Genomic DNA, 23503 nt, shown 5'->3' on the forward strand with positions numbered 1-23503 from the left:
CTCAAGGCACGGGCAGACGCCGCAGACATGTGCCGCTGAGGCGATCATGCAATGTGCGCCGCATGCGATCGAACGGCATGGCCGCGTAGTCGATCAGCCACAGCGCGGCGACCGCGAGCACCGCCGTGCGCGGTGGTGCCCAGTAACCCAGCAGCAGCGCCAGCAACGGCAGCGCCGCGCACAGCGCGCGCAGCAGCGCACGCGACAGGTGCAATGCGCCGCCGCCCTGCGTCGCGAGCACGCGCAGGCGCCAAGCGCGCGCGCCGATGGTCTGTCCGCCCAGCGTCCACGACAGCACGAAGTACGCGCACACCACGCCCATCTGCAGCAGTTGGTACAGCAGCGGCACCTGCGCATGGCCGGCGTGCAGTGCGATGAGCTGCGCACGCGTGGCCAGCTGCGCCAGCAGCGCCACCACCAGCAGCAGCGCCAACGCGATCAACAGGTCATACAGCAGCGCGGCAAGGCGGCGCGGCATCGTGGCGGGCTGCGGGGCGTGACTCGACATGCCGGAACCGGCTTGCGGCGCGCGCGCGCCGGGGCCAGCATCCTGCCATGGAATACCACGCACCTCGACCACGGAAATCGCGCGGCAGGCCCGCGGCCGCCGCGCTGGCACCGGCCGATCACGCCAGCATCGAGCGTTTTCTCGAACAACTGTGGGCAGAGGACGGGCTGGCCGACCGCACCCTGGCTGCCTATCGCAACGATCTGGGCGGCTTCGCGCGCTGGCTGGCGCCGCAGCGCATCGCGCTCGGCGCGGCCGGACGCGAGGCGATCCTGCGCTACCTCGGCGAGCGCGGTGCCGCCGGCATCAAGGCACGCAGCAACGCGCGGTTGATCTCGACGCTGCGCCGCTTCCACGCCGCGCGCCTGAAGGCCAACGGCGGCGGCGAGGATCCCACCGCGCTGCTGGATTCGCCCAAGCTGCCGCGCGGCCTGCCCAAGGCGCTGGGCGAACGTGAAATCGAGGCGTTGCTGGCCGCGCCGGATGTATCCACGCCGCTGGGCCTGCGCGACCGCACCCTGCTCGAGTTGATGTACGCCTGCGGGCTGCGCGTCAGCGAACTGGTGAACCTGCCGCTGGCCGCGCTCAATCTGCGCCAGGGCGTGCTGCGCATCCAGGGCAAGGGCGGGCGCGAGCGCCTGGTGCCGATTGGCGAGGTGGCGCTGGACTGGCTGGAGCGCTATCTGCGCGAGGCGCGCCCGCTGCTGGCTGGCGCGCGCCAGCCCGAGGCGCTGCTGCTCACGCGCCGCGCCAGCGGCATGACCCGGCAGATGGCGTGGACGCTGATCAAGCGCCACGCGCGCAGCGCCGGCATTCCCGCGCAGCGCATCTCGCCGCACGTGCTGCGCCATGCCTTCGCCACGCACCTGCTCAACCACGGCGCCGACCTGCGCGTGGTGCAGATGCTGCTTGGCCACGCCAGCCTGTCGACCACGCAGATCTACACCCTGGTCGCGCGCGAGGGACTCAAGCGCTTGCATGCGCGGCATCATCCACGCGGGTGACGCGCGATCGACACGGAACAGCCACTACGCCCGGCTCGGCGCCGTGTACCGACCGCGATGACCAAGGCGCAAAGGCGCGCCCCATTTTTTGCCGTCAGTCCCACGCAGGAACGTCATCCCCGAGTGCTTGTGTCGGGGACAGGAGGCGCTTCTTGACAGCGAAGCGGGTCATCCAGTGGATCTTGCGTGGCGTCTGTGTGGATCCCGTCCCTGCGGGCCATCCGGGATGACGCAAGAAAGAAGGCGGGCCGCCCAAGATGACCTCACGGCGCGGGCTCGACTGCGGAGTACGCGCGCAACAGGCCCGTTCCGGACCATGCAGGCGTCGCGTGGACTTACCCGCGCGGCGCGTCCGGTTGCGCGTCCGGCGCGGCGCGGCGGAACGCCTCCAGCGCCATGCATGCGGCGTGGATGCGGCGCACGGTGGGGAACGGCGCCAGGTCCACGCCCCAGCGCTGCGCGCTGAACACCTGCGGTACCAGGCAGCAATCGGCCAGCGTGGGCCGGTCGGCCTCGCAGAAACTGCCGGTGGATGGATGCTCGGCCAGGGTCGTTTCCAGCGCCTCGAACCCGCTGCCGATCCAGTGCTGCATCCAGCGCTGGCGTTCCACTTCGGGCACGGCGAATTCGCGATCGAGGTACTTCAGCACGCGCTGATTGCCCAGCGGGTGCATGTCGCAGGCGATGCCCAGCGCGATGGCACGCACGCGCGCGCGGTCGCGCGCCACCGGTGGCAGCAGCTTGGTCTCGCCGTCGTAGGCTTCGTCCAGATACTCGATGATCGCCAGTGACTGGCGGAACACGCGTTCGCCATCGAGCAGGGTCGGCACCAGGCCCTGTGGATTGAGACGCCGATAGTCGGCGTGGTGTTGTTCGCCCTCGCCGGCCACCAGATTGACCGTGCGCAACTCGTAGGCCAGACCCTTGAGGTTGAGCGCGATGCGCACGCGAAACGCGGCGCTGGAACGCCAGTAGCTGTACAGGACCAGCGGACTGCTCATGCATCACCTCGGACGGAAACGGCGCCGGCGCCGCACAACCCGCATTGAATCACGTGCGCGCCGCCGGCGGCAGGGGCATTTGCAGTTGCACCGCAGCAATTGCGAGACTGCGTGCCCTGTGCCCGCCGCGCAGGCCCGAACGTCACGCCAAAGCACGCTGGGCCATCCTTGATCGTCCGGCAGCGACAGACACTGGATCCCCGCTTGCGCGGAGATGACGAACCATCAATGCCGCGCAACTCCCATCCCGGAAATCGCCCATGAACTTCCTCCGCATGACCGACCTCGACCTGCGCGGCCAGCGCGTGCTGATCCGCGAAGGCGAGCCGGCGGCTGTGCGCGCGCTGCCTTGAAGGGCAGCGCGCCGCCGGCGAGCGCACGGCCAGGACGGCCGCGCCGAGCGCCGCACCAGGGATGGTTGCTTGCGCAAACCCACGCGCTGACCCTGCCCCGATCCACCCCACCCGGAAATCGCCCATGAACTTCCTCCGCATGACCGACCTCGACCTGCGCGGCCAGCGCGTGCTGATCCGCGAGGGCGAGCCGGCGGCTGTGCGCGCGCTGCCTTGAATGGCAGCGCGCCGCCGGCGAGCGCGCGGCCAGGACGGCCGCGCCGAGCGCCGCACCAGGGATGGTTGCTTGCGCAAACCCACGCGCTGACCCTGCCCCGATCCACCCCACCCGGAAATCGCCCATGAACTTCCTCCGCATGACCGACCTCGACCTGCGCGGCCAGCGCGTGCTGATCCGCGAAGACCTCAACGTGCCGCTCAAGGACGGTCGCATCACTTCCACGCAGCGCCTCGATGCGGCCCTGCCCACGCTGCGCGCGGCGCGCGATGCCGGTGCATGCGTGCTGGTGCTCTCGCATCTGGGCAGGCCGAAAGAAGGCGTGTTCGAGTCCAGCGAATCGCTGGCGCCGGTAGCCGCATGGCTTGCGCATGCATTGGGTCAGCCGGTGCCGCTGCTGCGCGATTACCTGGACGGCGTCGCGGTCGCGCCCGGCGAGGTGGTCCTGCTGGAAAACTGCCGCATGAATTCCGGCGAGGGCAAGGATGACGCCGCGCTGGCGGCGAAGTACGCCGCGTTGTGCGACATCTTCGTCATGGATGCCTTCGGCACCGCGCACCGCGCGCAGGCCTCGACGCACGGCGCCATCCTGGCGGCGAAAATCGCCTGCGCCGGACCGTTGCTGGCAGCCGAACTCGACGCCCTGGGCCGCGCGCTGCTCAATCCGGCCAAGCCACTGCTGGCCATCGTCGCCGGCAGCAAGGTGTCGACCAAGCTGACCCTGCTGGAAAACCTCATCGGCAAGGTCGATCAGCTCATCGTCGGCGGCGGCATCGCGAATACGTTTCTCGCCGCGCAGGGCCTGCCGGTGGGCAAGTCGCTGTGCGAGCCGGACCTGCTCGCGGCCGCGCGCCGCGTGCTGGCCAGCGCGCAGGCGCGCGGCGCGGATGTGCCACTGCCGGTCGATGTCGTGGTGGCGCCGCGCTTCGCCGCCGACGCGCCGGCCACGGTCAAGCCGGTGGCCGCGGTGGGCGCGGATGACATGATCCTCGACATCGGCCCGCAAACCGCGGCGCACTATGCGGCGCTGATCGCGCGCGCCGGCACGGTGGTATGGAACGGCCCGGTCGGCGTGTTCGAGTTCGAGGCCTTCGGCAAGGGCACCGAAACGCTGGCGCGGGCGATCGCCACATCGCCGGCGTTTTCCATCGCTGGCGGCGGCGATACCCTGGCCGCGGTGGACAAGTACGCCATCGCCGATCGCGTCGGCTACATCTCCACCGGCGGCGGCGCGTTTCTGGAGTTCCTCGAAGGCAAGGAGCTGCCCGCAGTGGCCGCGCTGCGCCAGCGCGCGCGGGGCTGAACGATGCGCCCCGGCCTGTGGCTGTTCGATCTGGACGGCACGCTGATCGATTCCGCGCCGGGCATCCACGCCAGTATCGACCACGCGCTGACCGCGCTGGGCCTGGCGCCGCTGCCCGTTGCGCAATTGCCGCAGTGGATCGGGCCACCGCTGCGCGAGAGCTTTGCGCGCGTGCTGCCCGATGCCGCGGTGGTGGAGAGCGCCGTCGCGCGTTACCGCGAGCACTACGCCGCGCGGGGCTGGGCCGCGCATCGCGTGTATCCGGGCATTCCCGAATTGCTGCGCCAGCTCGTCGACGGCGGCGCGCAATTGGCGATCGTCACCAGCAAGGTCGAGCGCTATGCGCGGCAGATCGTGCAGGCGGCGCACTGGGGCCAGCATTTCCACGCCGTGTACGGCGTCGGCGAGGCCAGCGCGCATTCCGAAAAAGTCGCGCAGATCGCGCGGGCAATGCACGACTTCGCGGTTGCGGCGGGCGCCTCGACGATGCTGGGCGATCGCCATTACGACATCGCCGGCGCGCGCGCCAACGGCGTGCAGGCGCTGGGCGCACTGTGGGGCTACGGCACACGTGCGGAACTGCTGGACGCCGGCGCCGACGCGGTGTTCGCCACGCCCGCCGCGCTGGCACAATGGGCCACTTCGGGCGCGACGCGCGCCAGCGCACAGGATCTTCACCCATGACGACATGGCTCGTGACCGGCGGTGCCGGCTTCATCGGCGGCAACTTCGTGCTCGAAGCGCTGCGCCAGCCGGGGCTGCGCATCGTCAATCTGGACAAACTCACCTACGCCGGCAATCCGGACACGCTGGCCGCGCTGCGCGACAACCCGCAGCACGTGTTCGTGCACGGCGATATCGGCGACGGCGCGCTGGTGGCGCGGCTGTTGCGCGAGCACGCGGTGGATGCGGTGCTCAACTTCGCCGCCGAATCACACGTCGATCGCTCCATCGACGGCCCGGCCGAATTCGTGCACACCAACGTGGTCGGCACCCTCGCCCTGCTCGAGGCGGCGCGCGACCACTGGAAAGCGCTACCGCTGGACAAGCAGGACGGTTTCCGCTTCCTGCACGTGTCCACCGACGAGGTATACGGCTCGCTGGGTCCGCTCGGCGCGTTCTCCGAAACCACGCCGTACGCGCCCAACTCGCCCTACTCGGCGTCCAAGGCCGCCTCGGATCATCTGGTGCGCGCCTTCCACCACACCTACGGGCTGCCGACGCTGACCAGCAACTGCTCGAACAACTACGGGCCGTACCAGTTCCCCGAGAAACTCGTCCCGCTGACCATCCAGAAGGCGTTGGCCGGCGAGCCCCTGCCGGTGTACGGCGATGGCCGCAACGTGCGCGACTGGCTGTATGTAGGCGACCACTGCGCCGCCCTCCGCCGCGTGCTGGAAGCCGGACGCGTGGGCGAGACCTACAACATCGGCGGCAACAGCGAGCGCGAGAACATCCAGGTGGTGCGCGGCATCTGCGCGCTGCTCGACGAACGTCGTCCGCTGCCCGGGGGCAAACGCCGCGAGGCCCTGATCAGCTTCGTCAAGGATCGTCCCGGCCACGACCGCCGCTACGCCATCGACGCCGGCAAGCTCAAGCGCGAACTGGGCTGGGCGCCGACGCACACGTTCGAGCACGGCCTGGCGCGCACCGTCGACTGGTACCTCGAGCACCAGCCCTGGGTACGGCGCGTGCTGGACGGTAGCTACCGCATGCAACGCCTCGGCGGAGCCGCGGCATGAGCGCCGCCACGCGCAAGGGCATCGTCCTCGCCGGCGGCTCGGGCACGCGCCTGTATCCGATCACCCAGGCGATCAGCAAACAGCTGCTGCCGGTGTACGACAAGCCGATGATCTACTACCCACTGGGCACGCTGATGCTGGCGGGCATCCGTGAGGTGCTGATCATCAACACGCCGCACGAGCAGGCCATGTTCCAGCGTCTGCTGGGCGACGGCAGTCAGTGGGGCATGCGCATCGAATATGCCGCGCAGCCCGCGCCCGATGGCCTGGCACAGGCCTACCTGATCGGGCGCGAATTCGTCGCCGGGCAGCCCTCGTGCCTGATCCTCGGTGACAATCTGTTTTACGGCCACGGCTTCACCGGGCAACTGCAGGCAGCCGGCGCGCGCACCCTGGGTGCCACCGTGTTCGGCTACTGGGTGCGCGACCCCGAGCGCTACGGCGTGGCCGAGTTCGATGCCGCCGGGCGCGTCGTCGGACTGGAGGAAAAACCCGCGCAGCCGCGCTCCAGCTACGCCGTCACCGGGCTTTATTTCTACGATGGCCGCGCCAGCGATTTCGCCGCCAGCCTGAAGCCCTCGCCGCGCGGCGAGCTGGAAATCACCGACCTCAACCGCTGCTACCTGCGCGACGGCACGCTGATGCTGGAGAAACTCGGTCGCGGCTACGCCTGGCTGGACACCGGCACGCACGAGTCGCTGGTGCAGGCGTCCAACTACATCGAAACCATCGAGAACCGCCAGGGCCTGAAGGTGTGTTGCCCCGAGGAAATCGCCTACCTCAACGGCTGGATCGATCACGCGCAGCTCGAGCGTCTGGCCCGGCCGCTGGCCAAGACCGGCTACGGCCAGTACCTGCTGGCGCTGGCCGCGGAAGGCCCGCGCGCATGAAGCGCATCGACACCGAACTGCCCGGCGTGTGCATCCTCGAACCCGACGTGCACGGCGACCCGCGCGGCTATTTTTTCGAAAGTTTCCACGCCGCCAAGTTCGCCGCGCTGGGGCTGGATCTGCAGTTCGCGCAGACCAACGTCTCGCGCTCGGCGCGTGGCGTGCTGCGCGGTCTGCACTACCAGTGGCCCGATCCGCAAGGCAAGCTGGTCGGCGTGCTGGACGGCACGGTGTGGGACGTGGCCGTGGACATCCGCCGCGGCTCGCCCAGCTTCGGCCGCTGGACCGCGGTCGAGCTGAGCAGCGACAACCATCGCCTGTTCTGGATTCCGCAAGGCTACGCGCACGGCTTTTGCGTGCTCAGCGCGCACGCCACATTCATGTACCAGTGCACCGCCCTGTACGTCGCCGCCGCTGACGCCGGGGTGCGCTGGGACGACGACGACATCGGCATCACCTGGCCGCTGGCCACGCCCATCCTTTCGGCCAAGGACAGCATCGCCCCGCGCCTGCGCGAGATCGACCCCGCGCGCCTGCCCGTCTACGTGCCATGAAGATCCTGCTGCTGGGCGCGGGCGGCCAGGTCGGCTTCGAGCTGATGCGCGCCCTGGGTCCGCTGGGCGCGCTGAGCGCAGCCACGCGCGACGGCAGGCTGCCCGGTGGCGCACGCTGCCGCGTGGCCGATCTCGGCGCCGGTGCCACCGCGCTGCGCGCGCTGCTGGATGAGGACGCGCCGGATGTGATCGTCAACGCCGCCGCCTACACCGCCGTCGATCGCGCCGAGGACGAACCCGCGCTGGCGCAGGCGGTCAACGCCACCGCGCTGGACACGCTGGGGCGCTGGGCGGCCGCGCGCGGTGTGCCGGTCATCCACTACTCCACCGACTACGTGTTCGGCGGCAGCGGTGCGCGCGCCTGGCGCGAGGACGACACACCCGCGCCGCGTGGCGTGTACGCCGCCAGCAAACTGGCCGGCGAGCAGGCGCTGCGCGCCAGCGGCGCGCCGCATCTGATCCTGCGCACCGCCTGGGTGTATGCCGCGCGCGGGCACAACTTCCTGCGCACCATGCTGCGTCTTGCGGGCGAACGCGACACCTTACGCGTGGTCAACGACCAGTTCGGCACGCCCACGCCGGCGCGGCTGATCGCCAACGCCACGGCTGCGATGCTGGCGCGCATGACCCCACGCGGCGGCTTTGCCGGCGATGCGGCCTGGGGCACGTATCACCTCACCGCCAGCGGCCATACCAGTTGGCACGGCTTCGCCGAGGCCCTGCTGCAGGCCGCGCAACGCGCCGGCCTGATCACGCGCATGCCCGCGGTGCTGGCCATCGCCACGACGGATTACCCGACCCGCGCGCAACGCCCGGCGTGGTCGGTGCTGGATTGCACGCGCGTGCAGGATGTCTTCGCCCTGCGCCTGCCGGACTGGCAGACCGCTCTCGATGCGGTGATCGGTGAGTTGGCCGGCTGCGGCGCGCAGCGCTAGCACGCTGACGCGGGACGGTCCGCATGGGGCGCTGGCGCTGGCGCTGGCGCGGACGATCGCTTTTGCCTTGAACTGCGCAAGAGCCAGCGTTCAAGCGCGGCGCGCGGTCAGGCCAGAGCGCGCCCTCGCGATGGAGAAGGAACACATCATCATCCGCGGGAGGAGATAGGCGGGGCCTCTGGCGAGGTTCGGTATGTCAACCGCAAGGCTTCCGGCGATACGCGCACCGCCCCCTGCTGGCAGAATGCGCGGGTCACGCGCCGAGCGAACGGATGGAACGCATCACTGCCCGCCAGTTGTTCGAAAAAGTTAACGAGCGCCTTGCGCTGCGTTGGATCGCCGGCGTGCGCGGCGAAAGCCGCATGCTCGAGCCCAGCGCCGGACGCGAACGCCGGCCCTCGCTTGTGGGATATCTCAATCTGATCTACCCCAACCGCGTGCAGATCGTCGGCAGCGAGGAACTGGCTTATCTCGACGGCCTGGAGCCGCGCCAGCGCTGGGAAATGCTGCAAAAACTCTTCGGGCACCGCCCGGTGGCGGTGATCGTGACCAAGGATCAGGCCGTGCCGGCGGACCTGCGCGAAGCCGCCGAGGACAGCGACACGCCGCTGTGGATCAGCGCGCAGCGCGGCCATGAAATCTACAACTGGCTGCAGTACCACCTCACGCGCGTATTGGCACGCGCGCAGACCCTGCACGGCGTGCTGATGGAGATCTACTCGATCGGCGTGCTGGTGACCGGCGAGCCGGGCACCGGCAAGAGCGAGCTGGCGCTGGACCTGATCACGCGCGGCCATCGCCTGGTGGCCGACGATGCGCCCGAGTTCAGCCTGATCGCGCCGGATGTGATCGACGGCGCCTGTCCGGAACTGCTGCGCGACCTGCTGGAAGTGCGCGGCCTCGGCGTGCTCAATGTGCGCGAGATGTACGGCCACACCGCGGTGAAGGACTCCAAATACCTGCGCCTGGTGCTGCACCTGCTGCCCTCGGGCGAGCACAGCGGCGACCGCGATGGCATGCAGCGCCTCACCGGCGTGCTCGGTCAGCGCGAGATCCTCGGGGTCAAGATGCCGCAGATCACCATCCCGGTGGCGCCGGGCCGTAACCTTGCCGTTCTGGCCGAAGCCGCGGTGCGCAACCACATGCTGAAGAGCAAAGGCATCGACCCCGCGCAGACCTTCATCGATCGTCAGGCGCACCAGATGCAGAGGCTGCCGCCATGGTGAGCATGATCGACGCCAACGCACCGCGCCTGATGGTGCTCAGCGGCCTGTCCGGCGGCGGCAAGACCGTGGCCTTGCGCACGCTGGAGGATCTCGGCTTTTACTGCGTGGACAACCTGCCCGCGGCGCTGATCCCGGCGCTGGCCGATGCGCTGACCGCCGGCAACGGCGGTCCACGGCGCATCGCGGTGGGCATCGACGTGCGCGCGCAGGGCGATGACCTCACGCGCATGCCGGGCGTGCTGGCGCAACTGGCGGCGGCGGGCACGCCGGCCGAACTGGTGTTCCTGCACGCGCGCGACGAGGTGCTGATCAAGCGTTATTCGGAAACGCGGCGCCGCCACCCGCTGTCCGCGCAGGGGCTGTCGCTGGCTGGGGCGATCGCGCGCGAGCGCACGTTGCTGAAGCCGCTGAGCGCCATCGCCGAGCGCCAGATCGACACCAGCGAGCTCAACGTGCACCAGTTGCGCCGGCTGATCGCCACCAGCTACGGGCTGCGCGGCGATGGTCTGACGCTGCTGTTCGAGTCATTCGCGTTCCGCCGCGGACTGCCGCCGGACGCCGATTTCGTGTTCGACGCGCGCTGCCTGCCCAATCCGCACTGGGATCCGGCGCTGCGACCTCTGTCCGGGCGTGACGCCGCGGTACGCACCTATCTGGAGGCACAGCCGCTGGTGCAACAGTTCACGCAGGACCTGCAGCAGATGCTGGAACACTGGCTGCCGCATTTCGTGCAGGAAGACCGCAGCTACGTCACCGTCAGCATCGGTTGCACCGGCGGGCGCCACCGCTCGGTGTATCTGGCCGAACGCTTGACCGAACATTTCCGCGAGCGCCACACGCAGGTGCTCACCTTCCACCGCGAGCTGGAATGACCATGGCCAGCGGCATCCTGCTCGTCACCCATGCCGGTGTCGCCACCGCGCTGATCGCCGCCGCGCGCCACGTGCTGGTGCAACTGCCGGACACGCTGGACAGCGTCGAGCTGCCCGCCGATGCCGATCCCGAACAATCCCTGCGCGAAGCCACGCGGCACGCCGCCAGCCTCGACCACGGCGCCGGCGTGCTGGTGCTGTCCGACCTGTACGGCGCCACGCCATGCAACATCGCGCAGCGCCTCAGTGAACACCGCGCGCGGCTGCGCTGGGTCGCCGGCCTTAACCTGCCCATGCTGCTGCGCGTGCTCAACTACGCCGGGCGCCCGCTCGACGAGCTGACCGAAATCGCCGTCAGCGGCGGCCACACCGGCATCCGCATCGACCACCCGCCCTGCTGAGAGGCTGATTCGGGCCCTGAGCGTATCGGTGTCGCCGCGGCGCTGGCATCACGGCGTGTGCCATCGCACACTTGTACATTCCCATGGAGTTGTCATGACCACTGCTTCCTTCACCCGCGAACAACTGCTGGCCTGTGGCCACGGCGAGATGTTCGGCCCTGGCAACGCGCGCCTGCCGCTGCCCAACATGCTGATGATGGATCGCATCACGAGCATCTCCGACACGGGTGGCGCCAACGGTCGTGGCTACATCGAGGCCGAGTTCGACATCCATCCGGATCTGTGGTTTTTCGGCTGCCACTTCGAAGGCGACCCGGTGATGCCGGGTTGTCTCGGATTGGATGCGCTGTGGCAACTGGTGGGCTTCTTCCTCGCCTGGCAGGGCCTGCCTGGGCGCGGGCGCGCGCTCGGTGTCGGCGAGGTGAAATTTTCCGGTCAGGTGCTGCCCAGTGCGCGCCTGGTGACCTACCAGATCGACATGCGCCGGGTGATGCGCCACAAGCTGGCCATGGCCATCGGCAATGGCCGCATGCTGGTCGATGGCCGCCCGATCTATGCGGCCAGCGATCTGCGCGTTGGCCTGTTCACTGACACCACGGGATTTTGAGCATGGCCGGCAAGCGCATCGTCATCACCGGCATGGGCATCGTCTCGTGCCTCGGTAACGACCCGGATACGGTCAGCAGCGCGCTGCGCGATGGCCGCAGCGGCATTCGCCACGTGCCCGAATACGTCGATATGGGCATGCGCAGCCATGTCGCCGGGGTGCCACGGATCGATCTCGACGCGGCCATCGACCGCAAGCTCAAGCGCTTCATGGGTGACGCCGCGGCGTATGCCTGCGTGGCAATGCAGGGCGCCATCGCCGATGCCGGCCTGACACCCGAGCTGGTGCGCAGCGTGCGCAGCGGGCTGATCGCCGGCTCCGGTGGCGGCTCGCCGGCCAGCCAGATCGAAACCGCCGACCTGCTGCGCACGCGCGGCGTGCGCCGCGTCGGCCCGTACATGGTGCCGCGCTCGATGTGCTCCACCGTGTCGGCGGGCCTGGCCACCGCCTTCGGCATCCGCGGCATGAGTTATTCGATCTCGGCGGCTTGCGCCACCTCGGCGCACTGCATCGGCGCCGCCGCGCAGCAGATCCACAGCGGCGCGCTGGACGTGGTGTTCGCCGGCGGCGGCGAGGAAGTGCACTGGGGCATGAGCGCGCAGTTCGACGCCATGGGCGCGCTGTCCACGCACTTCAACGACACCCCGGCGCGCGCCTCGCGCCCGTATGACGCCACGCGCGATGGCTTCGTCATCGCCGGTGGCGGCGGCATGCTGGTGCTCGAAGACCTCGACCACGCGCAGCGCCGCGGCGCGCGCATCCATGCCGAACTGGTCGGCTACGGCATCAGCTCCGACGGCGCCGACATGGTCGCGCCCAGCGGCGAGGGCGCGGTGCGCTGCATGCGCATGGCGCTGGATGCGGCCGGCGGCGACATCGATTACATCAACACCCATGGCACGTCGACGCCACTGGGCGACATCACCGAGCTGCAGGCGCTGCGCGAAGTGTTCGGCGCATCCTGCCCGCCGCTGTCCTCGACCAAGGCGCTCAGCGGTCACTCGCTGGGCGCGGCCAGCGTGCACGAGGCGATCTACTGTCTGCTGATGCTGCGCGACGGTTTCATCGCCGGCTCCGCCCATATCGATACGCTCGACGAACGCGCCAGCGATTTTCCCATCGTGCGCGCCTCGCGCGCGGCCACGCTGGACACCGTGCTGTCCAACAGCTTCGGCTTCGGCGGCACCAACGGCTGTCTGGTGCTGCGGCGCTTTCGCGGCTGAGCCGGGAGCCGAGCAGGCGGCAACGCTTGCAACATCGTGCAGGCCTGCCGCGCGTCACGGCGACCGGGTCCGCGGACATCGTCATGCCGTGCCGGCGGGCATCCAGCGCGGCACACGCCGACACCACAGGCGCCACGGGTCGCACTGCGCGTACCCCGGGGATCACGACCCTGATCGGTGCCGGTCGTCATGACACGGCTCAGCGACTCCCCACCGCCCGCCTCACCGGCTAGCATCGGCGCATCGCCACGCCGGAGCCCGCCGATGCGCACGCCACGATCCGCACCGCACGCGCAACACGCGCGCTGGTGGTATCTGCTGCTGTTGTTGCCGGTCATCGCCACGCTGTGGCTGCCGTGGTTCAACCGCAGCACGCCGCTGCTGGCCGGCATCCCGTTTTTTTACTGGTATCTGCTCGCCTGGGTGCCGCTGAGCGCGCTGTGCTCGGCATGGGTGTATCTGCGCACGCGGCATCTGCACTGACCAGAACGGGGGCATGGCCATGCGCTGGAGCGCGCTGAGTGTTTTCCTGATCCTGTTCCTGCTGGTGACGGTGCTGGGGTTTTTCGCCGCGCGCTGGCGTCGCGCCGACCTGAGCCAACTGCACGAATGGGGCCTGGGCGGGCGCCGCTTCGGCACGGTCATCACCTGGTTCCTGCTCGGCGGCGATCTGTACACGGCCTACACCTTCATCGCCGTGCCGGCGCTGGTATTCGGCGCCGGGGCGATGGGCTTTTTCGCGCTGCCGTACACGGTGATCGCCTACCCGCTGGTGTTCATGGTGCTGCCGCGGCTGTGGCGCGTGGCGCACAAGCACGACTACATCACCGGCGCCGATTTCGTGCGCGGCCGCTACGGCAGCCCGACGCTGGCGCTGCTGGTGGCGCTGACCGGCATCCTCGCCACCATGCCTTACATCGCGCTGCAACTGGTCGGCATGGAAGTGGTGATCGCGGCGCTGGGTTTCCCCATGGGCGGAGTGCTTGGCGATCTGCCGCTGATCGTGGCGTTCGTGGTGTTGGCCGCGTACACCTACACCAGCGGCCTGCGCGCGCCGGCGATGATCGCGGTGGTCAAGGACGCGCTGGTGTACCTCACCGTGATCACCCTGGTGATCGTGGTGCCGTGGCGGCTGAGCGGCTTCGCGCCGATCTTCGCCGCGGTGCCGCCCGCCAAGCTGCTGCTGGCGACGCCGCCCGCGCACAGCCTGGGCAGCTACAGCGCCTTCGCCAGCCTGGCGCTGGGTTCGGCGCTGGCGCTGTTCTGCTATCCGCACGTGATGACCGGCGTGCTGGCCTCGCGTGACGCGCGCACGCTGACGCGCAACATGGCGCTGCTGCCGGCCTTCAGCCTGGCGCTGGGATTGCTGGCCCTGCTCGGCTACATGGCCGTGGCCAGCGGCGTCGACACGCTGCCCGAGTTCGCGCCGTATTTCGCGCGCTTCAAGGCCAGCTTCGCCGTGCCGGCGCTGATCCTGCACAGCTTTCCGGGCTGGTTCGCGGGCGTCGCGCTGGCCGCCATCGCCATCGGCGCACTGGTGCCGGCGGCGATCATGTCGATCGCCGCGGCCAACTTGTGGACGCGCAACATCTACCGCGAATACCTCAACCCCGCGTGCAGCGCGGCGCAGGAGTCGGGGCAGGCCAAGGCCGCCTCGCTGGTGGTCAAGTTCGGCGCGCTGCTGTTCGTGCTGTTGCTGCCATCGAGTTACGCGATCAACTTCCAGCTGCTGGGCGGGGTGTGGATCATCCAGATCCTGCCGGCGCTGCTGTTTGGTCTGTACACGCGCTGGCTGCATCGCGGCGCGCTGATCGCCGGCTGGGCCACGGGCATGCTGGTCGGCACGCTGATGGCGCTGGACCTGCACTTCGCCAGCGCGGTGTTTCCGCTGCGCGCGTTCGGCTGGACCGTGCCAGGTTACGCCGCGCTGTACGCGCTGCTGGCGAACATCGCCGTGGCGCTGTCGGCCACGCCGCTGCTGCGCGCGCTGCGCGTGGCCGACGGCACGGACCACACGCGTCGCGAGGATTACCTTCCCGCCAGCGAATGAGCACGCGCCGGGCTGGACCGCGTGCGCGCCAGACCGCATGCTAGGAGCCTCCCTCCGCACAGCAGCAGCGCGATGCTCGAACGTGAAATCGTCATCAGCAACCGGCTCGGCCTGCATGCGCGCGCCGCCGCCAAGCTGGTGCAGGCCGTGCAGGGCTTCCAGGCCAAAGTGTGGCTGCGCGCCAAGGGCCACGAGGTCGATGCGCGCAGCATCATGGGCGTGATGATGCTGGCCGCCGGCAGCGGCACGCCGCTGGGCGTGCGCGCCGACGGCGCGGACGAGGCCGCGGCGCTGGCCGCGGTGATCGATCTGGTCGAACGCAAGTTCGACGAGGGCGCCTGAGCCGATGTCGCACGCGTCCGTCCGCCAGGTACTCGAAGGCCAGCGCGCGGCACCGGGCATGGCGTTGGGGCGTGTGCGCCTGCTGCAGCCACGGCGCCATGTCATCGATGACAGCCTGCTGCGCGCGGAGGACGTCAACGCCGAACTGGAGCGCCTCGACCTGGCGCTGGCGCGCGCGCGCGGCGAACTCGCCGAGTTGCGCCAGCGCCTGCACGGCGCGCTGGCGCGCGAGGCGCAGCCGTTCCTCGACACTCACGCGCTGATCCTCGACGACCCCGAATTGCGCGCCGGTCTGGACGACATGATCCGCACGGGTCGCTACCGCGCCGCCGCCGCGCTGCAGGCACAGCGCGACCGCCTGGTGCAGGTGTTCCGCAGCATGGACGATCCCTACCTGCGCACGCGCGAGGACGATCTGCAGCATGTGATCGCACGCGTGCTCGATGCGCTGGAGCACGACGGCAGCAGCGAGGAGCATCGTCTGGCCGCGCGCCTGGGCGAGATCCTGGTGGCCGAGAATCCCTCGCCCGCCGAGGTCGCGGGCATGGCCGAGCTGGGTCTGCGCGGCATCATCGCCAGCGGCGGCAGCGCCTATTCGCACGCGGCGATCCTGGCGCGCAGCCTGCACCTGCCGATGCTGTGCTCGGTGCCCGGCGCCGACAGCAGCCTCGGCGATGGCGATCTGGTGCTGCTCGATGGCGAGCGTGGCATCGCCATCGCCCACCCCACCGCGCAAGACCTCGGCAGCCTACGTCAGTGGCAACGCGAGCAGGCCGCGCGCGGGCGCCTGCCGCCGCTGCCGGCGATCCCGGCGCGCAGCCGCGATGGCGTCATGGTCGCGCTGTACGCCAACGCCGAATTGCCCGGCGAGGTCGCCGAGGCGCGCGCGCTGGGCGCCATGGGCGTGGGTCTGTACCGCACCGAATTGCTCTATCTGCGCAAGCAAAGCCTGCCCGGCGAAGACGAACAATTCGCCGCGCTGCGCGAGCTGCTGCAGGCGCTGGACGGCGCCCCGGCCACACTGCGCACGCTCGATCTGGGCGCCGACAAGGCCATCGGCACCGGGCTTGACATGCCAGCCGAGGCCAACCCGGCGTTGGGCGTGCGCGGTGTGCGTCACGCGCTGCGCCATCCCGGAATCCTGCGCACGCAATTGCGCGCCATGCTGCGCGCAGCGGCACTGGGACCGCTGCGCATCCTCTTGCCCATGGTCACCCTCGCCGAAGAGGTCGCCGCGGTGCGCGCGCACGCGCTGGATTGCCTCGCCGAACTCAAGGCCGCGGGCGCGCAGGTACCCGAGGCGCTGCCGGCGCTGGGCGCCATGATCGAGGTGCCGGCGGCCGCGCTGGGCGTGCGCGCGCTGTTGGCCGAAGCCGATTTCCTCGCCATCGGAACCAATGACCTGGCGCAATACGTACTCGCGACCGATCGCAATCTCGGCGCGCTGTCCGCGCTCTATGATCCGCGCCACCCGGCGTTGCTGCGCCTGATCGCGGGCGTCGCCATCGCCGCGCGCCGCGCCAACAAACCGCTCAGCGTGTGCGGCGAGATCGCCGGCGATCCCGTGGCCGTGCCGTTGCTGCTGGCACTGGGCATCCGCGAACTGTCGATGGCGCCAACACGGCTGGCGCAGGCGCGCGCCGCGATCGAGGCCACGCAGTGCGCACGACTGCGCGCACTGGTGCCGCGCCTGCTGCGCGCCAGCTCACGCAGCGAGCTGGAAGCATTGTTGTGCACGCTCGGCAGCAATTAGAAACCTCTGAACAAGCCCGTCATGCACTTGCCAGAGGACGCCATCACTGACTTGAGGAAGGTCTGAACTTGTGCAGATTTCAGGCGTCGCGGTGGGCGCGCCTGCGCCGGTTCGCACCCGCAAGCGGATCACTTCACCCCGTGCATCAGCCGGTTGATCCGCGGCGCGATCAGCAGCAACAGCACGCCGGCAGCGAGCAGCAGCCAGAAACTGAAGGTGAAGCCCTGCAGCGCCGAAGCCACCGTCATGCCGCTCGTACCGCTGACGTGGCCGGCGAAGATGCCGGAGAGGTTGTTGCCGATCGCCGTGGACAGAAACCAGCCGCCCATGGCCAGGCCCACATAGCGCAGCGGCGCCAGCTTGGTGACCATCGACAGGCCGATCGGCGACAGGCTCAGTTCGCCCACGGTCTGCAGCACGTACACCAGCACCAGCGGCCAGAACGGAATCTGCCCGTTGCTGCCGACCAACGTGCTGAGCGCAACCATCAGCAGCAGAAACGCCAGCGCGTTGAACAGCAGGCCGAGGCCGAACTTGCGCGGGATCGATGGCTCGGCATTGCGCCGCGCCAGCCAGCCCCAGGCCAGCGCCACCAGCGGCGCCAGCAGCACGATGGCGGCCGGGTTCACCGACTGGAACCAGCCGGTGGGGAACACCCAGCCGCCGATCAGCTCGCGGTCGACCAGGTTCTGCGCGAGGAAATTGAACGAACTGCCGGCCTGCTCGAAGAACATCCAGAACAGCACGTTGAAGGCGAACAGCAACAGCATGGCGATGACCTTGTCGCGCGCCACACCGCCTTCGCGCAGCGCCTCGAGCAGCAGCATCAGCGCCAGCGCCACGAACAACGCGCTGAGGATCCACGCCAGCACGCCGGCGCCGACCTTGGCCATCAGCAGATAGACGATCGGCACCGCGATGACGCAGCCCAGCGCCACCCAGGCGAACATGGCGCCGCCGTGACGCGCGGGTGGCGGTGTGCCGATGCCCTGCAGCCGGCGCCTGCCGAACCAGAACCACAGCGTGCTGATGACCATGCCCACGCCGGTGGCCACGAACACGGCCTTGTAGTTCTGCGCCATCGGCGTACCGCTGATGACGCTGGCCAGCCAGCCGGTGAGCAGTGGCGAGACCAGGGCACCCAGGTTGATGCCCATGTAGAAGATGGTGAAACCGCGATCGCGGCGCGCGTCGCCCGGCGCATACAGCTTGCCGACCAGGGTGGAAATGTTGGGCTTGAACAGGCCGTTGCCGACGATGATCGTGGCCAGCCCGAGCAGGAACACGTCCTGTCGCGGCAGCACGATCATGAAATAGCCGATCGCCGAGACCACCGCGCCCAGCAGGATCGAGCGCTGGTAGCCGATCACCCGATCGGCGACATAGCCGCCGAAGATCGCCGTGGCATAGACCAGCGCCAGAAACGCGCCGTAGGTGCGGCTGGCATAGCCCTGCCCACTCGTCGCGCCATCGAAAAACTGCGCCACGATGTACAGCGTCAGCGCCCAGCGCATGCCGTAAAAGGCGAAACGCTCCCAGAACTCGGTCATGAACAACATCCACAGAGGCCGTGGCTGCCCGAGCAGATTGTCGAACCGCGGCGGCGCCGCGGCGGTTTCGATAACGGCCATGATGTCCCCGTGTGGTCACGGCGGCGGGCACCGTGATGCATGCGGGCCAGCATCGCGGCTGGATGCGCGGCGGTCAAAGCCCGGAAGTCATGCTCCGGGCATCCATCAGCGCCGCGCCAGCCGGGTCGCGCTCAGCGCACGCCGTGCATCAGCTTGACGATCCAGGGTGCGGCGAGGAGGTAAACGGCCGCGATGGCGATGCCGCCATAGAGCAGCCACTCGAACACGCGCGCGTAGGCCTCGATGCCCCCCGTGGTGGTCAGCGCCGCGATCTGCCCGGACAGGTCGTAGGACACGCTCACACCGAAGAACCAGCCGCCCATGGCCAGCGCGGCCTCGTCGTGCGCGGCGAGCTTGCCGATCACGCCGTAGCCGATCGGCGAAAGCGCCAGTTCACCGATGGTCGAGCCCAGATAGCACGCCAGCAGCGTCCACGCAGCCACCTTGCCATCGGGCAACTGCAGATGCTGGATCGCGTACACCAGCACGCCGTAACCCAGCGCCACCAACAGCAGGCCGATGCCGAACTTGCGCGGCGTCGAGGGATTGATCCCGCGCCGATCCAGCCAGGGCCACAGCACCGCCATGACCGGCGCGAGGATCAGGATGTACAGCGGGTTCACCGACTGGAACAGCAGGTAGTTCCACGACAGGCCCAGCAGGTGCCCATGCCACAGTGGCGCGACGTGGTCACGGGCGAAGAAGTTGAGCGCGCTGGCGCTGAGCAGACTCATCGCCCAGAACAGCACCATCGCGACGAACAGCAGCAGCAGCGCGATGTAGCGCTGGCCCTGCACGCGGTCACCGCGGCGCACGCTGCTGACGATGAAATACAGCAGCAACAGGCCGATCAGCGTGTACACCACGCGATTCATCGCCTCGGGATGTGCCAGCAGCCACGCGCAGGGCAGCACCAGCACCAGCGCCGCCAAGGTCACCAGCGGTGTCGATCCGGTGCGCCGGAAGCGCACCGTGTCGTTCGCCCCCGGCATGCGCCGGTGCTTCCACTCGAACACTGCGGCAGCCCACAGCGCACCCACCGCCGCAGCCAGGAACCCCCAGCGAAAGCCATACGTTGCGCCGATCCAGGTCGCGCACACGAAGGGCGCGACGAAGGCGCCGAAATTGATCGCCAGGTAGAACAGTGTGTAGCCGGCGTCGCGCTTGGGATCATCCTTGGCGTAATTGCGCCCGATCAGCACCGTCAGCGGAATGCCGAGGCCGATGGCCAACACGAAGAACGCCAGCGCCAGGGTGAAGATCTCGCGGTTGGGCACCGTCATGCCCAGCAGCCCCGGAATTATAAGCCACAGCGACAGGCGCAGCGCCTGCACCTCGCCCAGCACGTTGTCGGCCACCCATCCGCCCAGGATCGCGGTCGCGTAGGCCAGCGCGCCAAAGCCGGCGAACAGGAAGTTGGCTTGCGCCAGCGCCTGGTCGTGCGGGAGATTGGCGAAGAAAGTGTCGGCGGCGTAGGGCGCCAGGAAGGCGCGGAAGCCGTAAAACGCGAAGTTGGTGCCGACGGTGACCGCCAGCAACATCCACAGCAGGCTGGGGTGCCCCAGGAATCGGCCGGAATCCGGCAGGGGTAACGAATCGCGCGAATCGTCGCTGGTATGCATGCTCAGCCCTGGTGACGGCTGATCCGAGCCAGCCAGCGCGCGACCTTACCGACGCGCACCGCGCGACCGCAAGGCGCGACGCAATAGATCAACCGGCGCCCAGCACCGTGCGCACTTCCAGCAGTTCGGGGAAAAACGTCAACTCCAGCGCCTGCTTGAGAAAGCCCACGCCGCTGGAACCGCCGGTGCCGCGCCGGTAGCCGATGATGCGTTCGACGGTTTTCATATGGCGGAAGCGCCACAGCTGGAAGCTCTCTTCCACGTCGACCAGTTGCTCGCACAGCGCATACGCCGCCCAGTGCGTGCGCGTGTCGGCGTAAATGCGCTGCAGCACCGGCAGCAAAGCGGGCTGGCGATGGTAGGGCTGCGACCAGTCGCGTTCGACGCACGCAGCCGGCACCGCATGGCCCGCGCGCGCGAGATGCCGCAAAAACTCGTCGTACAGGCCGGGCGCATCGAGGATGAGCTGCAGCGTGCGCTGGCCTTGCGGATCATGCGCGAACACCGGCAGCATCTCGGCATTCTTGTTGCCCAGCAGGAACTCGATGCTGCGGTACTGCAACGACTGGAACCCAGACGCCGGCCCCAGTACGTCGCGGAATTCCAGATACTCGCTGGGCGTGAGCGTCTCCAGCACCGCCCACTGCTCGAACAACTGGCGCTGCACCTGCTTGACCCGCGCCAGGATTTTCGCGCAGGGATCGAGCTGATCCAGCTGCAGGTGCATGATCGCCGCGCGCAGCTCGTGGATGATCAGCTTCATCCACAGCTCCGAGACCTGGTGCTGCACGATGAACAGCATCTCGTCGTGGTGCTCGGGCCGCGACAGCGGATGCTGTGCGCCCAGCAGGCGCGGCAGATCGAGATAACCGGCATAGGTCAGACGCCCGGCCAGATCGCGTTCGATGCCGGCTTCCAGCGCGCGTCGATTGTCTTCGCTCATCGCCTGCTCGCGTCATGAAAACACGCGCATGGTAGCGCCCGCGCGCAGCATTTCGCGGCGTGCCGTGCTGCGCCATGCCTTGCCGGCATGGTGCGCGGCCTGTTATTTATATGGGCTGCATCGACGCGCAGGCGCGCACTGGATCGCACCCGCGCCCTTCGGCCCAGCCGCGTCCAAGTTCGGGAGATTCCCCCGTGTCCACCTGTGCAAGTTTTGAGATCGAGCATCTGCAATTCCTCGATGCCGAAGGCAAGTTGTGCACCGGCGTCAACGCGCCACCCCTGGCCAAGGATCACCAGCAACTGCTCGATCTGTACCGGCAGATGCTGTTCGTGCGCGTGTTCGATGCCAAGGCGGTGGCGCTGCAGCGCACCGGCAAGCTCGGCACCTATGCCTCGAGCCTGGGACACGAGGCGGTGCATGTGGGCATCGGTTCCGCGATGCGCCCCGAGGACTGCTTCGCGCCCAGCTACCGCGAGTACGGCGCGCAATTCTGCCGCGGCGTGCAGCCGCGCGAGGTACTGATGTACTGGGGCGGCGACGAGCGCGGCAACGATTACTCGGGCCCGCGCCACGATTTCGCCTGGTGCGTGCCGATCGCCACGCAATGCCTGCATGCGGCCGGCGCGGCGCTGTCCTACAAATTGCGCAAGCAGCCGCGCGTGGCGGTGTGCTGCGTCGGCGACGGCGGCTCGTCCAAGGCCGATTTCTACGGCGCCATCAACGTCACCGGCGCGATGACCCTGCCGCTGGTCGCGGTGATCATCAACAACCAGTGGGCGATCTCGGTGCCGCGCAAGGCGCAGACCGGCGCCAAGACGCTGGCGCAGAAGGGCATCGCCGCGGGCCTGGAAACCGTGCAGGTGGACGGCAACGACCTGCTCGCCGTGCGCAGCGCCATGGACGCCGCCATCGCGCGCGCGCGCGGCGGCGGCGGCGGCACCGTGATCGAGGCGGTCACCTATCGCCTGGCCGACCACACCACCGCCGACGACGCGCGCCGCTACCGCGACGACGCCGAAGTGAAGGCCGCGTGGGCGCGCGAACCGATGAAGCGCCTGCGCGCCTACCTGATCGCCGCCAAGGTCTGGGATGACGCCCGCGAGGAGGCATGGAAAGCCGAGTGCGCCGCGCGCGTCGACGTCGAGGTCAACGCCTACCTCGAAAGCAAACCGCAGCCGGTGACGGCGATGTTCGATTACACCTACGCCGAACTCCCGGTGGACCTCGCGCAGCAACGCGCGCAGGTGCTTGCCGCCGAGCACGACGGCCACTGAGCGCGAGCCGACCATGGCACAGATCACCCTCATCGAAGCAGTGACCCAGGCGCTGGCCTGGGAAATGGCCCACGACCCATCCGTGGTCGTGCTGGGCGAGGACGTCGGCGTCAACGGCGGCGTGTTCCGCGCCACCCAGGGCCTACAGCAGAAGTTCGGCCCCGAGCGCGTCATCGACACGCCGCTGGACGAGACCACCATCGCCGGCATCACCGTCGGCATGGCCACGCAGGGCATGAAACCCGTCGCCGAGGCGCAGTTCGAGGGCTTCATCTACCCGATGATGGAGCACATCGCCTGCCACGCCGCGCGCATGCGCAACCGCACCCGCGGGCGCCTGCACGTGCCGGCGGTATGGCGCGCGCCCTGGGGCGGCGGCATCCGCGCCCCCGAGCACCACTCCGAGGCCAACGAGCACCTGTTCACCAACATCCCCGGCCTGCGCGTGGTGATGCCGTCCTCGCCGGCGCGCGCATACGGCCTGCTGCTGGCGGCGATCCGCGACCCCGACCCGGTGATGTTCTTCGAGCCCAAACGCATCTACCGCCAGTACAAGGAAGAAGTGCCCGACGACGGTGAGGCGTTGCCGCTGGACGTGTGCTTCGTGCTGCGCGACGGCCAGGATGTGACCCTGGTGACCTGGGGCGCGCAGGTCAAGGAAACGCTGGAAGCCGCCGACGCATTGGCGCAGGAAGGCATCAGCGCCGAGGTAATCGACCTGGCCACGATCAAGCCGCTGGATTTCGACACCATCGCCGAGTCGGTGGCCAGGACGCACCGCTGCGTGATCGTGCACGAGGCGCCGCGCACTGCGGGCTTCGGCGCCGAGGTCGCCGCGCGCCTGGCCGAGCATTCGATGTACGACCTGCACGCGCCGGTCGAGCGCGTGACCGGCTACGACACCCACATCCCGCTGTTCCGCCTGGAGATGAAATATCTGCCCAGCGTGCAGCGCATCGTCGAGGCCGCCAGGCGCACACTGGCGGTGTGAACACACTGGCCATCCGCACCACTTGCCGCATCCATCGCTTTCAATCCAGGACCACGCA

The 23503-nt window shown here is 69.0% G+C and carries 23 protein-coding genes; 18 read left to right on the forward strand and 5 right to left on the reverse strand.

Going from position 1 to position 23503, the window contains the following annotated elements; genetic code table 11:
• Window position 1: 1 nt before the first annotated feature.
• Complete coding sequence (locus Mschef_RS14475; RefSeq protein WP_081129746.1) at window positions 2–508, reverse strand: RDD family protein; 507 nt, start codon at window positions 506–508, stop codon at window positions 2–4.
• Window positions 509–555: 47 nt separating this feature from the next.
• On the opposite strand from Mschef_RS14475, the gene xerD reads away from it, so the two are divergent.
• The gene (xerD, locus tag Mschef_RS14480) at window positions 556–1512 is read left to right on the forward strand and encodes a site-specific tyrosine recombinase XerD (RefSeq protein ID WP_081129747.1); all 957 of its coding nucleotides are present in this window, start codon (window positions 556–558) and stop codon (window positions 1510–1512) included.
• A gap of 335 nt (window positions 1513–1847) precedes the next feature.
• On the opposite strand, the gene maiA is transcribed toward xerD, so the two are convergent.
• Entirely contained in the window at window positions 1848–2513 is a 666-nt protein-coding gene (gene maiA, locus Mschef_RS14485; RefSeq protein WP_081129748.1) for a maleylacetoacetate isomerase, read from the reverse strand.
• 694 nt (window positions 2514–3207) lie between these two features.
• On the opposite strand from maiA, the gene Mschef_RS14490 reads away from it, so the two are divergent.
• The 15 genes from Mschef_RS14490 (at window position 3208) to ptsP (ending at window position 16981) form a co-directional block, all read left to right on the forward strand.
• A complete protein-coding gene (locus Mschef_RS14490) occupies window positions 3208–4386 on the forward strand; it encodes a phosphoglycerate kinase (RefSeq protein WP_081129749.1) in 1179 nt (392 codons plus the stop codon).
• Window positions 4387–4389: 3 nt separating this feature from the next.
• Window positions 4390–5070, forward strand: coding sequence for an HAD hydrolase-like protein (locus Mschef_RS14495; protein WP_081129750.1), 681 nt, complete (start codon window positions 4390–4392; stop codon window positions 5068–5070).
• Window positions 5067–6128, forward strand: coding sequence for a dTDP-glucose 4,6-dehydratase (gene rfbB / locus Mschef_RS14500; protein ID WP_081129751.1), 1062 nt, complete (start codon window positions 5067–5069; stop codon window positions 6126–6128). The genes Mschef_RS14495 and rfbB overlap by 4 nt, the downstream gene beginning before the upstream one ends.
• The gene (rfbA, locus tag Mschef_RS14505) at window positions 6125–7018 is read left to right on the forward strand and encodes a glucose-1-phosphate thymidylyltransferase RfbA (protein WP_081129752.1); all 894 of its coding nucleotides are present in this window, start codon (window positions 6125–6127) and stop codon (window positions 7016–7018) included. Before rfbB ends, rfbA begins: the two co-directional genes overlap by 4 nt.
• The gene (rfbC, locus tag Mschef_RS14510; RefSeq protein ID WP_081129753.1) at window positions 7015–7572 is read left to right on the forward strand and encodes a dTDP-4-dehydrorhamnose 3,5-epimerase; all 558 of its coding nucleotides are present in this window, start codon (window positions 7015–7017) and stop codon (window positions 7570–7572) included. The genes rfbA and rfbC overlap by 4 nt, the downstream gene beginning before the upstream one ends.
• On the forward strand, window positions 7569–8507 hold the full coding sequence (gene rfbD / locus Mschef_RS14515; RefSeq protein WP_081129754.1) for a dTDP-4-dehydrorhamnose reductase: 939 nt from the start codon (window positions 7569–7571) through the stop codon (window positions 8505–8507). Before rfbC ends, rfbD begins: the two co-directional genes overlap by 4 nt.
• A 272-nt stretch (window positions 8508–8779) precedes the next feature.
• Window positions 8780–9733, forward strand: a complete 954-nt coding sequence (gene hprK, locus Mschef_RS14525; RefSeq protein ID WP_081129756.1) for an HPr(Ser) kinase/phosphatase — start codon at window positions 8780–8782, stop codon at window positions 9731–9733.
• A gap of 2 nt (window positions 9734–9735) precedes the next feature.
• Window positions 9736–10605, forward strand: coding sequence for an RNase adapter RapZ (gene rapZ / locus Mschef_RS14530; RefSeq protein WP_081129757.1), 870 nt, complete (start codon window positions 9736–9738; stop codon window positions 10603–10605).
• Between the two features lie 2 nt (window positions 10606–10607).
• Window positions 10608–11006, forward strand: a complete 399-nt coding sequence (locus Mschef_RS14535; protein WP_081129758.1) for a PTS sugar transporter subunit IIA — start codon at window positions 10608–10610, stop codon at window positions 11004–11006.
• A gap of 94 nt (window positions 11007–11100) precedes the next feature.
• Window positions 11101–11613 carry a 3-hydroxyacyl-[acyl-carrier-protein] dehydratase FabA gene (gene fabA, locus Mschef_RS14540; RefSeq protein ID WP_081129759.1) on the forward strand — a complete coding sequence of 171 codons (513 nt, stop codon included), beginning with the start codon at window positions 11101–11103 and terminating at the stop codon, window positions 11611–11613.
• 2 nt (window positions 11614–11615) lie between these two features.
• The gene (gene fabB / locus Mschef_RS14545; protein ID WP_081129760.1) at window positions 11616–12836 is read left to right on the forward strand and encodes a beta-ketoacyl-ACP synthase I; all 1221 of its coding nucleotides are present in this window, start codon (window positions 11616–11618) and stop codon (window positions 12834–12836) included.
• Window positions 12837–13100: 264 nt separating this feature from the next.
• Entirely contained in the window at window positions 13101–13319 is a 219-nt protein-coding gene (locus Mschef_RS14550) for a DUF3311 domain-containing protein (RefSeq protein WP_081129761.1), read from the forward strand.
• Window positions 13320–13332: 13 nt separating this feature from the next.
• A complete protein-coding gene (gene mctP / locus Mschef_RS14555) occupies window positions 13333–14886 on the forward strand; it encodes a monocarboxylate uptake permease MctP (protein WP_242426533.1) in 1554 nt (517 codons plus the stop codon).
• A 72-nt stretch (window positions 14887–14958) separates the two neighbouring features.
• Entirely contained in the window at window positions 14959–15228 is a 270-nt protein-coding gene (locus Mschef_RS14560) for an HPr family phosphocarrier protein (RefSeq protein WP_081129762.1), read from the forward strand.
• Between the two features lie 4 nt (window positions 15229–15232).
• Window positions 15233–16981 (forward strand): phosphoenolpyruvate--protein phosphotransferase, encoded by a 1749-nt coding sequence (gene ptsP / locus Mschef_RS14565; protein ID WP_081129763.1) that lies wholly within the window; start codon window positions 15233–15235, stop codon window positions 16979–16981.
• A 128-nt stretch (window positions 16982–17109) separates the two neighbouring features.
• Here ptsP and Mschef_RS14570 read toward each other — a convergent pair whose 3' ends face one another.
• From Mschef_RS14570 to Mschef_RS14580, 3 genes are all read right to left on the reverse strand, one after another.
• Complete coding sequence (locus Mschef_RS14570) at window positions 17110–18612, reverse strand: peptide MFS transporter (protein WP_081129764.1); 1503 nt, start codon at window positions 18610–18612, stop codon at window positions 17110–17112.
• A 131-nt stretch (window positions 18613–18743) separates the two neighbouring features.
• Entirely contained in the window at window positions 18744–20234 is a 1491-nt protein-coding gene (locus Mschef_RS14575) for a peptide MFS transporter (RefSeq protein ID WP_081129765.1), read from the reverse strand.
• Between the two features lie 88 nt (window positions 20235–20322).
• Window positions 20323–21177: a tryptophan 2,3-dioxygenase gene (locus Mschef_RS14580; protein WP_081129766.1), complete on the reverse strand. Its 855-nt coding sequence runs from the start codon at window positions 21175–21177 to the stop codon at window positions 20323–20325.
• 194 nt (window positions 21178–21371) lie between these two features.
• Between Mschef_RS14580 and pdhA the strand changes: the two genes are divergently transcribed.
• Window positions 21372–22454, forward strand: a complete 1083-nt coding sequence (gene pdhA, locus Mschef_RS14585) for a pyruvate dehydrogenase (acetyl-transferring) E1 component subunit alpha (RefSeq protein ID WP_081129767.1) — start codon at window positions 21372–21374, stop codon at window positions 22452–22454.
• A 13-nt stretch (window positions 22455–22467) separates the two neighbouring features.
• Complete coding sequence (locus Mschef_RS14590; protein ID WP_081129768.1) at window positions 22468–23445, forward strand: alpha-ketoacid dehydrogenase subunit beta; 978 nt, start codon at window positions 22468–22470, stop codon at window positions 23443–23445.
• Window positions 23446–23503: the final 58 nt, after the last annotated feature.

Source organism: Metallibacterium scheffleri, assembly GCF_002077135.1.
Classification (GTDB): domain Bacteria; phylum Pseudomonadota; class Gammaproteobacteria; order Xanthomonadales; family Rhodanobacteraceae; genus Metallibacterium; species Metallibacterium scheffleri.

Excerpts from the sequence above, each read along its gene's own strand:
- Mschef_RS14570 (WP_081129764.1), bottom strand. The coding sequence starts at position 18,612 with ATGGCCGTTATCGAAACCGCCGCGGCGCCGCCGCGGTTCGACAATCTG.
- Mschef_RS14575 (WP_081129765.1), bottom strand. The coding sequence starts at position 20,234 with ATGCATACCAGCGACGATTCGCGCGATTCGTTACCCCTGCCGGATTCC.
- rapZ (WP_081129757.1), top strand. The coding sequence starts at position 9,736 with ATGATCGACGCCAACGCACCGCGCCTGATGGTGCTCAGCGGCCTGTCC.
- Mschef_RS14550 (WP_081129761.1), top strand. The coding sequence starts at position 13,101 with ATGCGCACGCCACGATCCGCACCGCACGCGCAACACGCGCGCTGGTGG.
- rfbB (WP_081129751.1), top strand. The coding sequence starts at position 5,067 with ATGACGACATGGCTCGTGACCGGCGGTGCCGGCTTCATCGGCGGCAAC.
- Mschef_RS14580 (WP_081129766.1), bottom strand. The coding sequence starts at position 21,177 with ATGAGCGAAGACAATCGACGCGCGCTGGAAGCCGGCATCGAACGCGAT.
- fabA (WP_081129759.1), top strand. The coding sequence starts at position 11,101 with ATGACCACTGCTTCCTTCACCCGCGAACAACTGCTGGCCTGTGGCCAC.
- Mschef_RS14490 (WP_081129749.1), top strand. The coding sequence starts at position 3,208 with ATGAACTTCCTCCGCATGACCGACCTCGACCTGCGCGGCCAGCGCGTG.
- rfbD (WP_081129754.1), top strand. The coding sequence starts at position 7,569 with ATGAAGATCCTGCTGCTGGGCGCGGGCGGCCAGGTCGGCTTCGAGCTG.
- maiA (WP_081129748.1), bottom strand. The coding sequence starts at position 2,513 with ATGAGCAGTCCGCTGGTCCTGTACAGCTACTGGCGTTCCAGCGCCGCG.
- xerD (WP_081129747.1), top strand. The coding sequence starts at position 556 with ATGGAATACCACGCACCTCGACCACGGAAATCGCGCGGCAGGCCCGCG.
- Mschef_RS14535 (WP_081129758.1), top strand. The coding sequence starts at position 10,608 with ATGGCCAGCGGCATCCTGCTCGTCACCCATGCCGGTGTCGCCACCGCG.
- Mschef_RS14495 (WP_081129750.1), top strand. The coding sequence starts at position 4,390 with ATGCGCCCCGGCCTGTGGCTGTTCGATCTGGACGGCACGCTGATCGAT.
- fabB (WP_081129760.1), top strand. The coding sequence starts at position 11,616 with ATGGCCGGCAAGCGCATCGTCATCACCGGCATGGGCATCGTCTCGTGC.
- mctP (WP_242426533.1), top strand. The coding sequence starts at position 13,333 with ATGGCCATGCGCTGGAGCGCGCTGAGTGTTTTCCTGATCCTGTTCCTG.
- rfbC (WP_081129753.1), top strand. The coding sequence starts at position 7,015 with ATGAAGCGCATCGACACCGAACTGCCCGGCGTGTGCATCCTCGAACCC.
- ptsP (WP_081129763.1), top strand. The coding sequence starts at position 15,233 with ATGTCGCACGCGTCCGTCCGCCAGGTACTCGAAGGCCAGCGCGCGGCA.
- Mschef_RS14475 (WP_081129746.1), bottom strand. The coding sequence starts at position 508 with ATGTCGAGTCACGCCCCGCAGCCCGCCACGATGCCGCGCCGCCTTGCC.
- Mschef_RS14590 (WP_081129768.1), top strand. The coding sequence starts at position 22,468 with ATGGCACAGATCACCCTCATCGAAGCAGTGACCCAGGCGCTGGCCTGG.
- Mschef_RS14560 (WP_081129762.1), top strand. The coding sequence starts at position 14,959 with ATGCTCGAACGTGAAATCGTCATCAGCAACCGGCTCGGCCTGCATGCG.
- hprK (WP_081129756.1), top strand. The coding sequence starts at position 8,780 with ATGGAACGCATCACTGCCCGCCAGTTGTTCGAAAAAGTTAACGAGCGC.
- rfbA (WP_081129752.1), top strand. The coding sequence starts at position 6,125 with ATGAGCGCCGCCACGCGCAAGGGCATCGTCCTCGCCGGCGGCTCGGGC.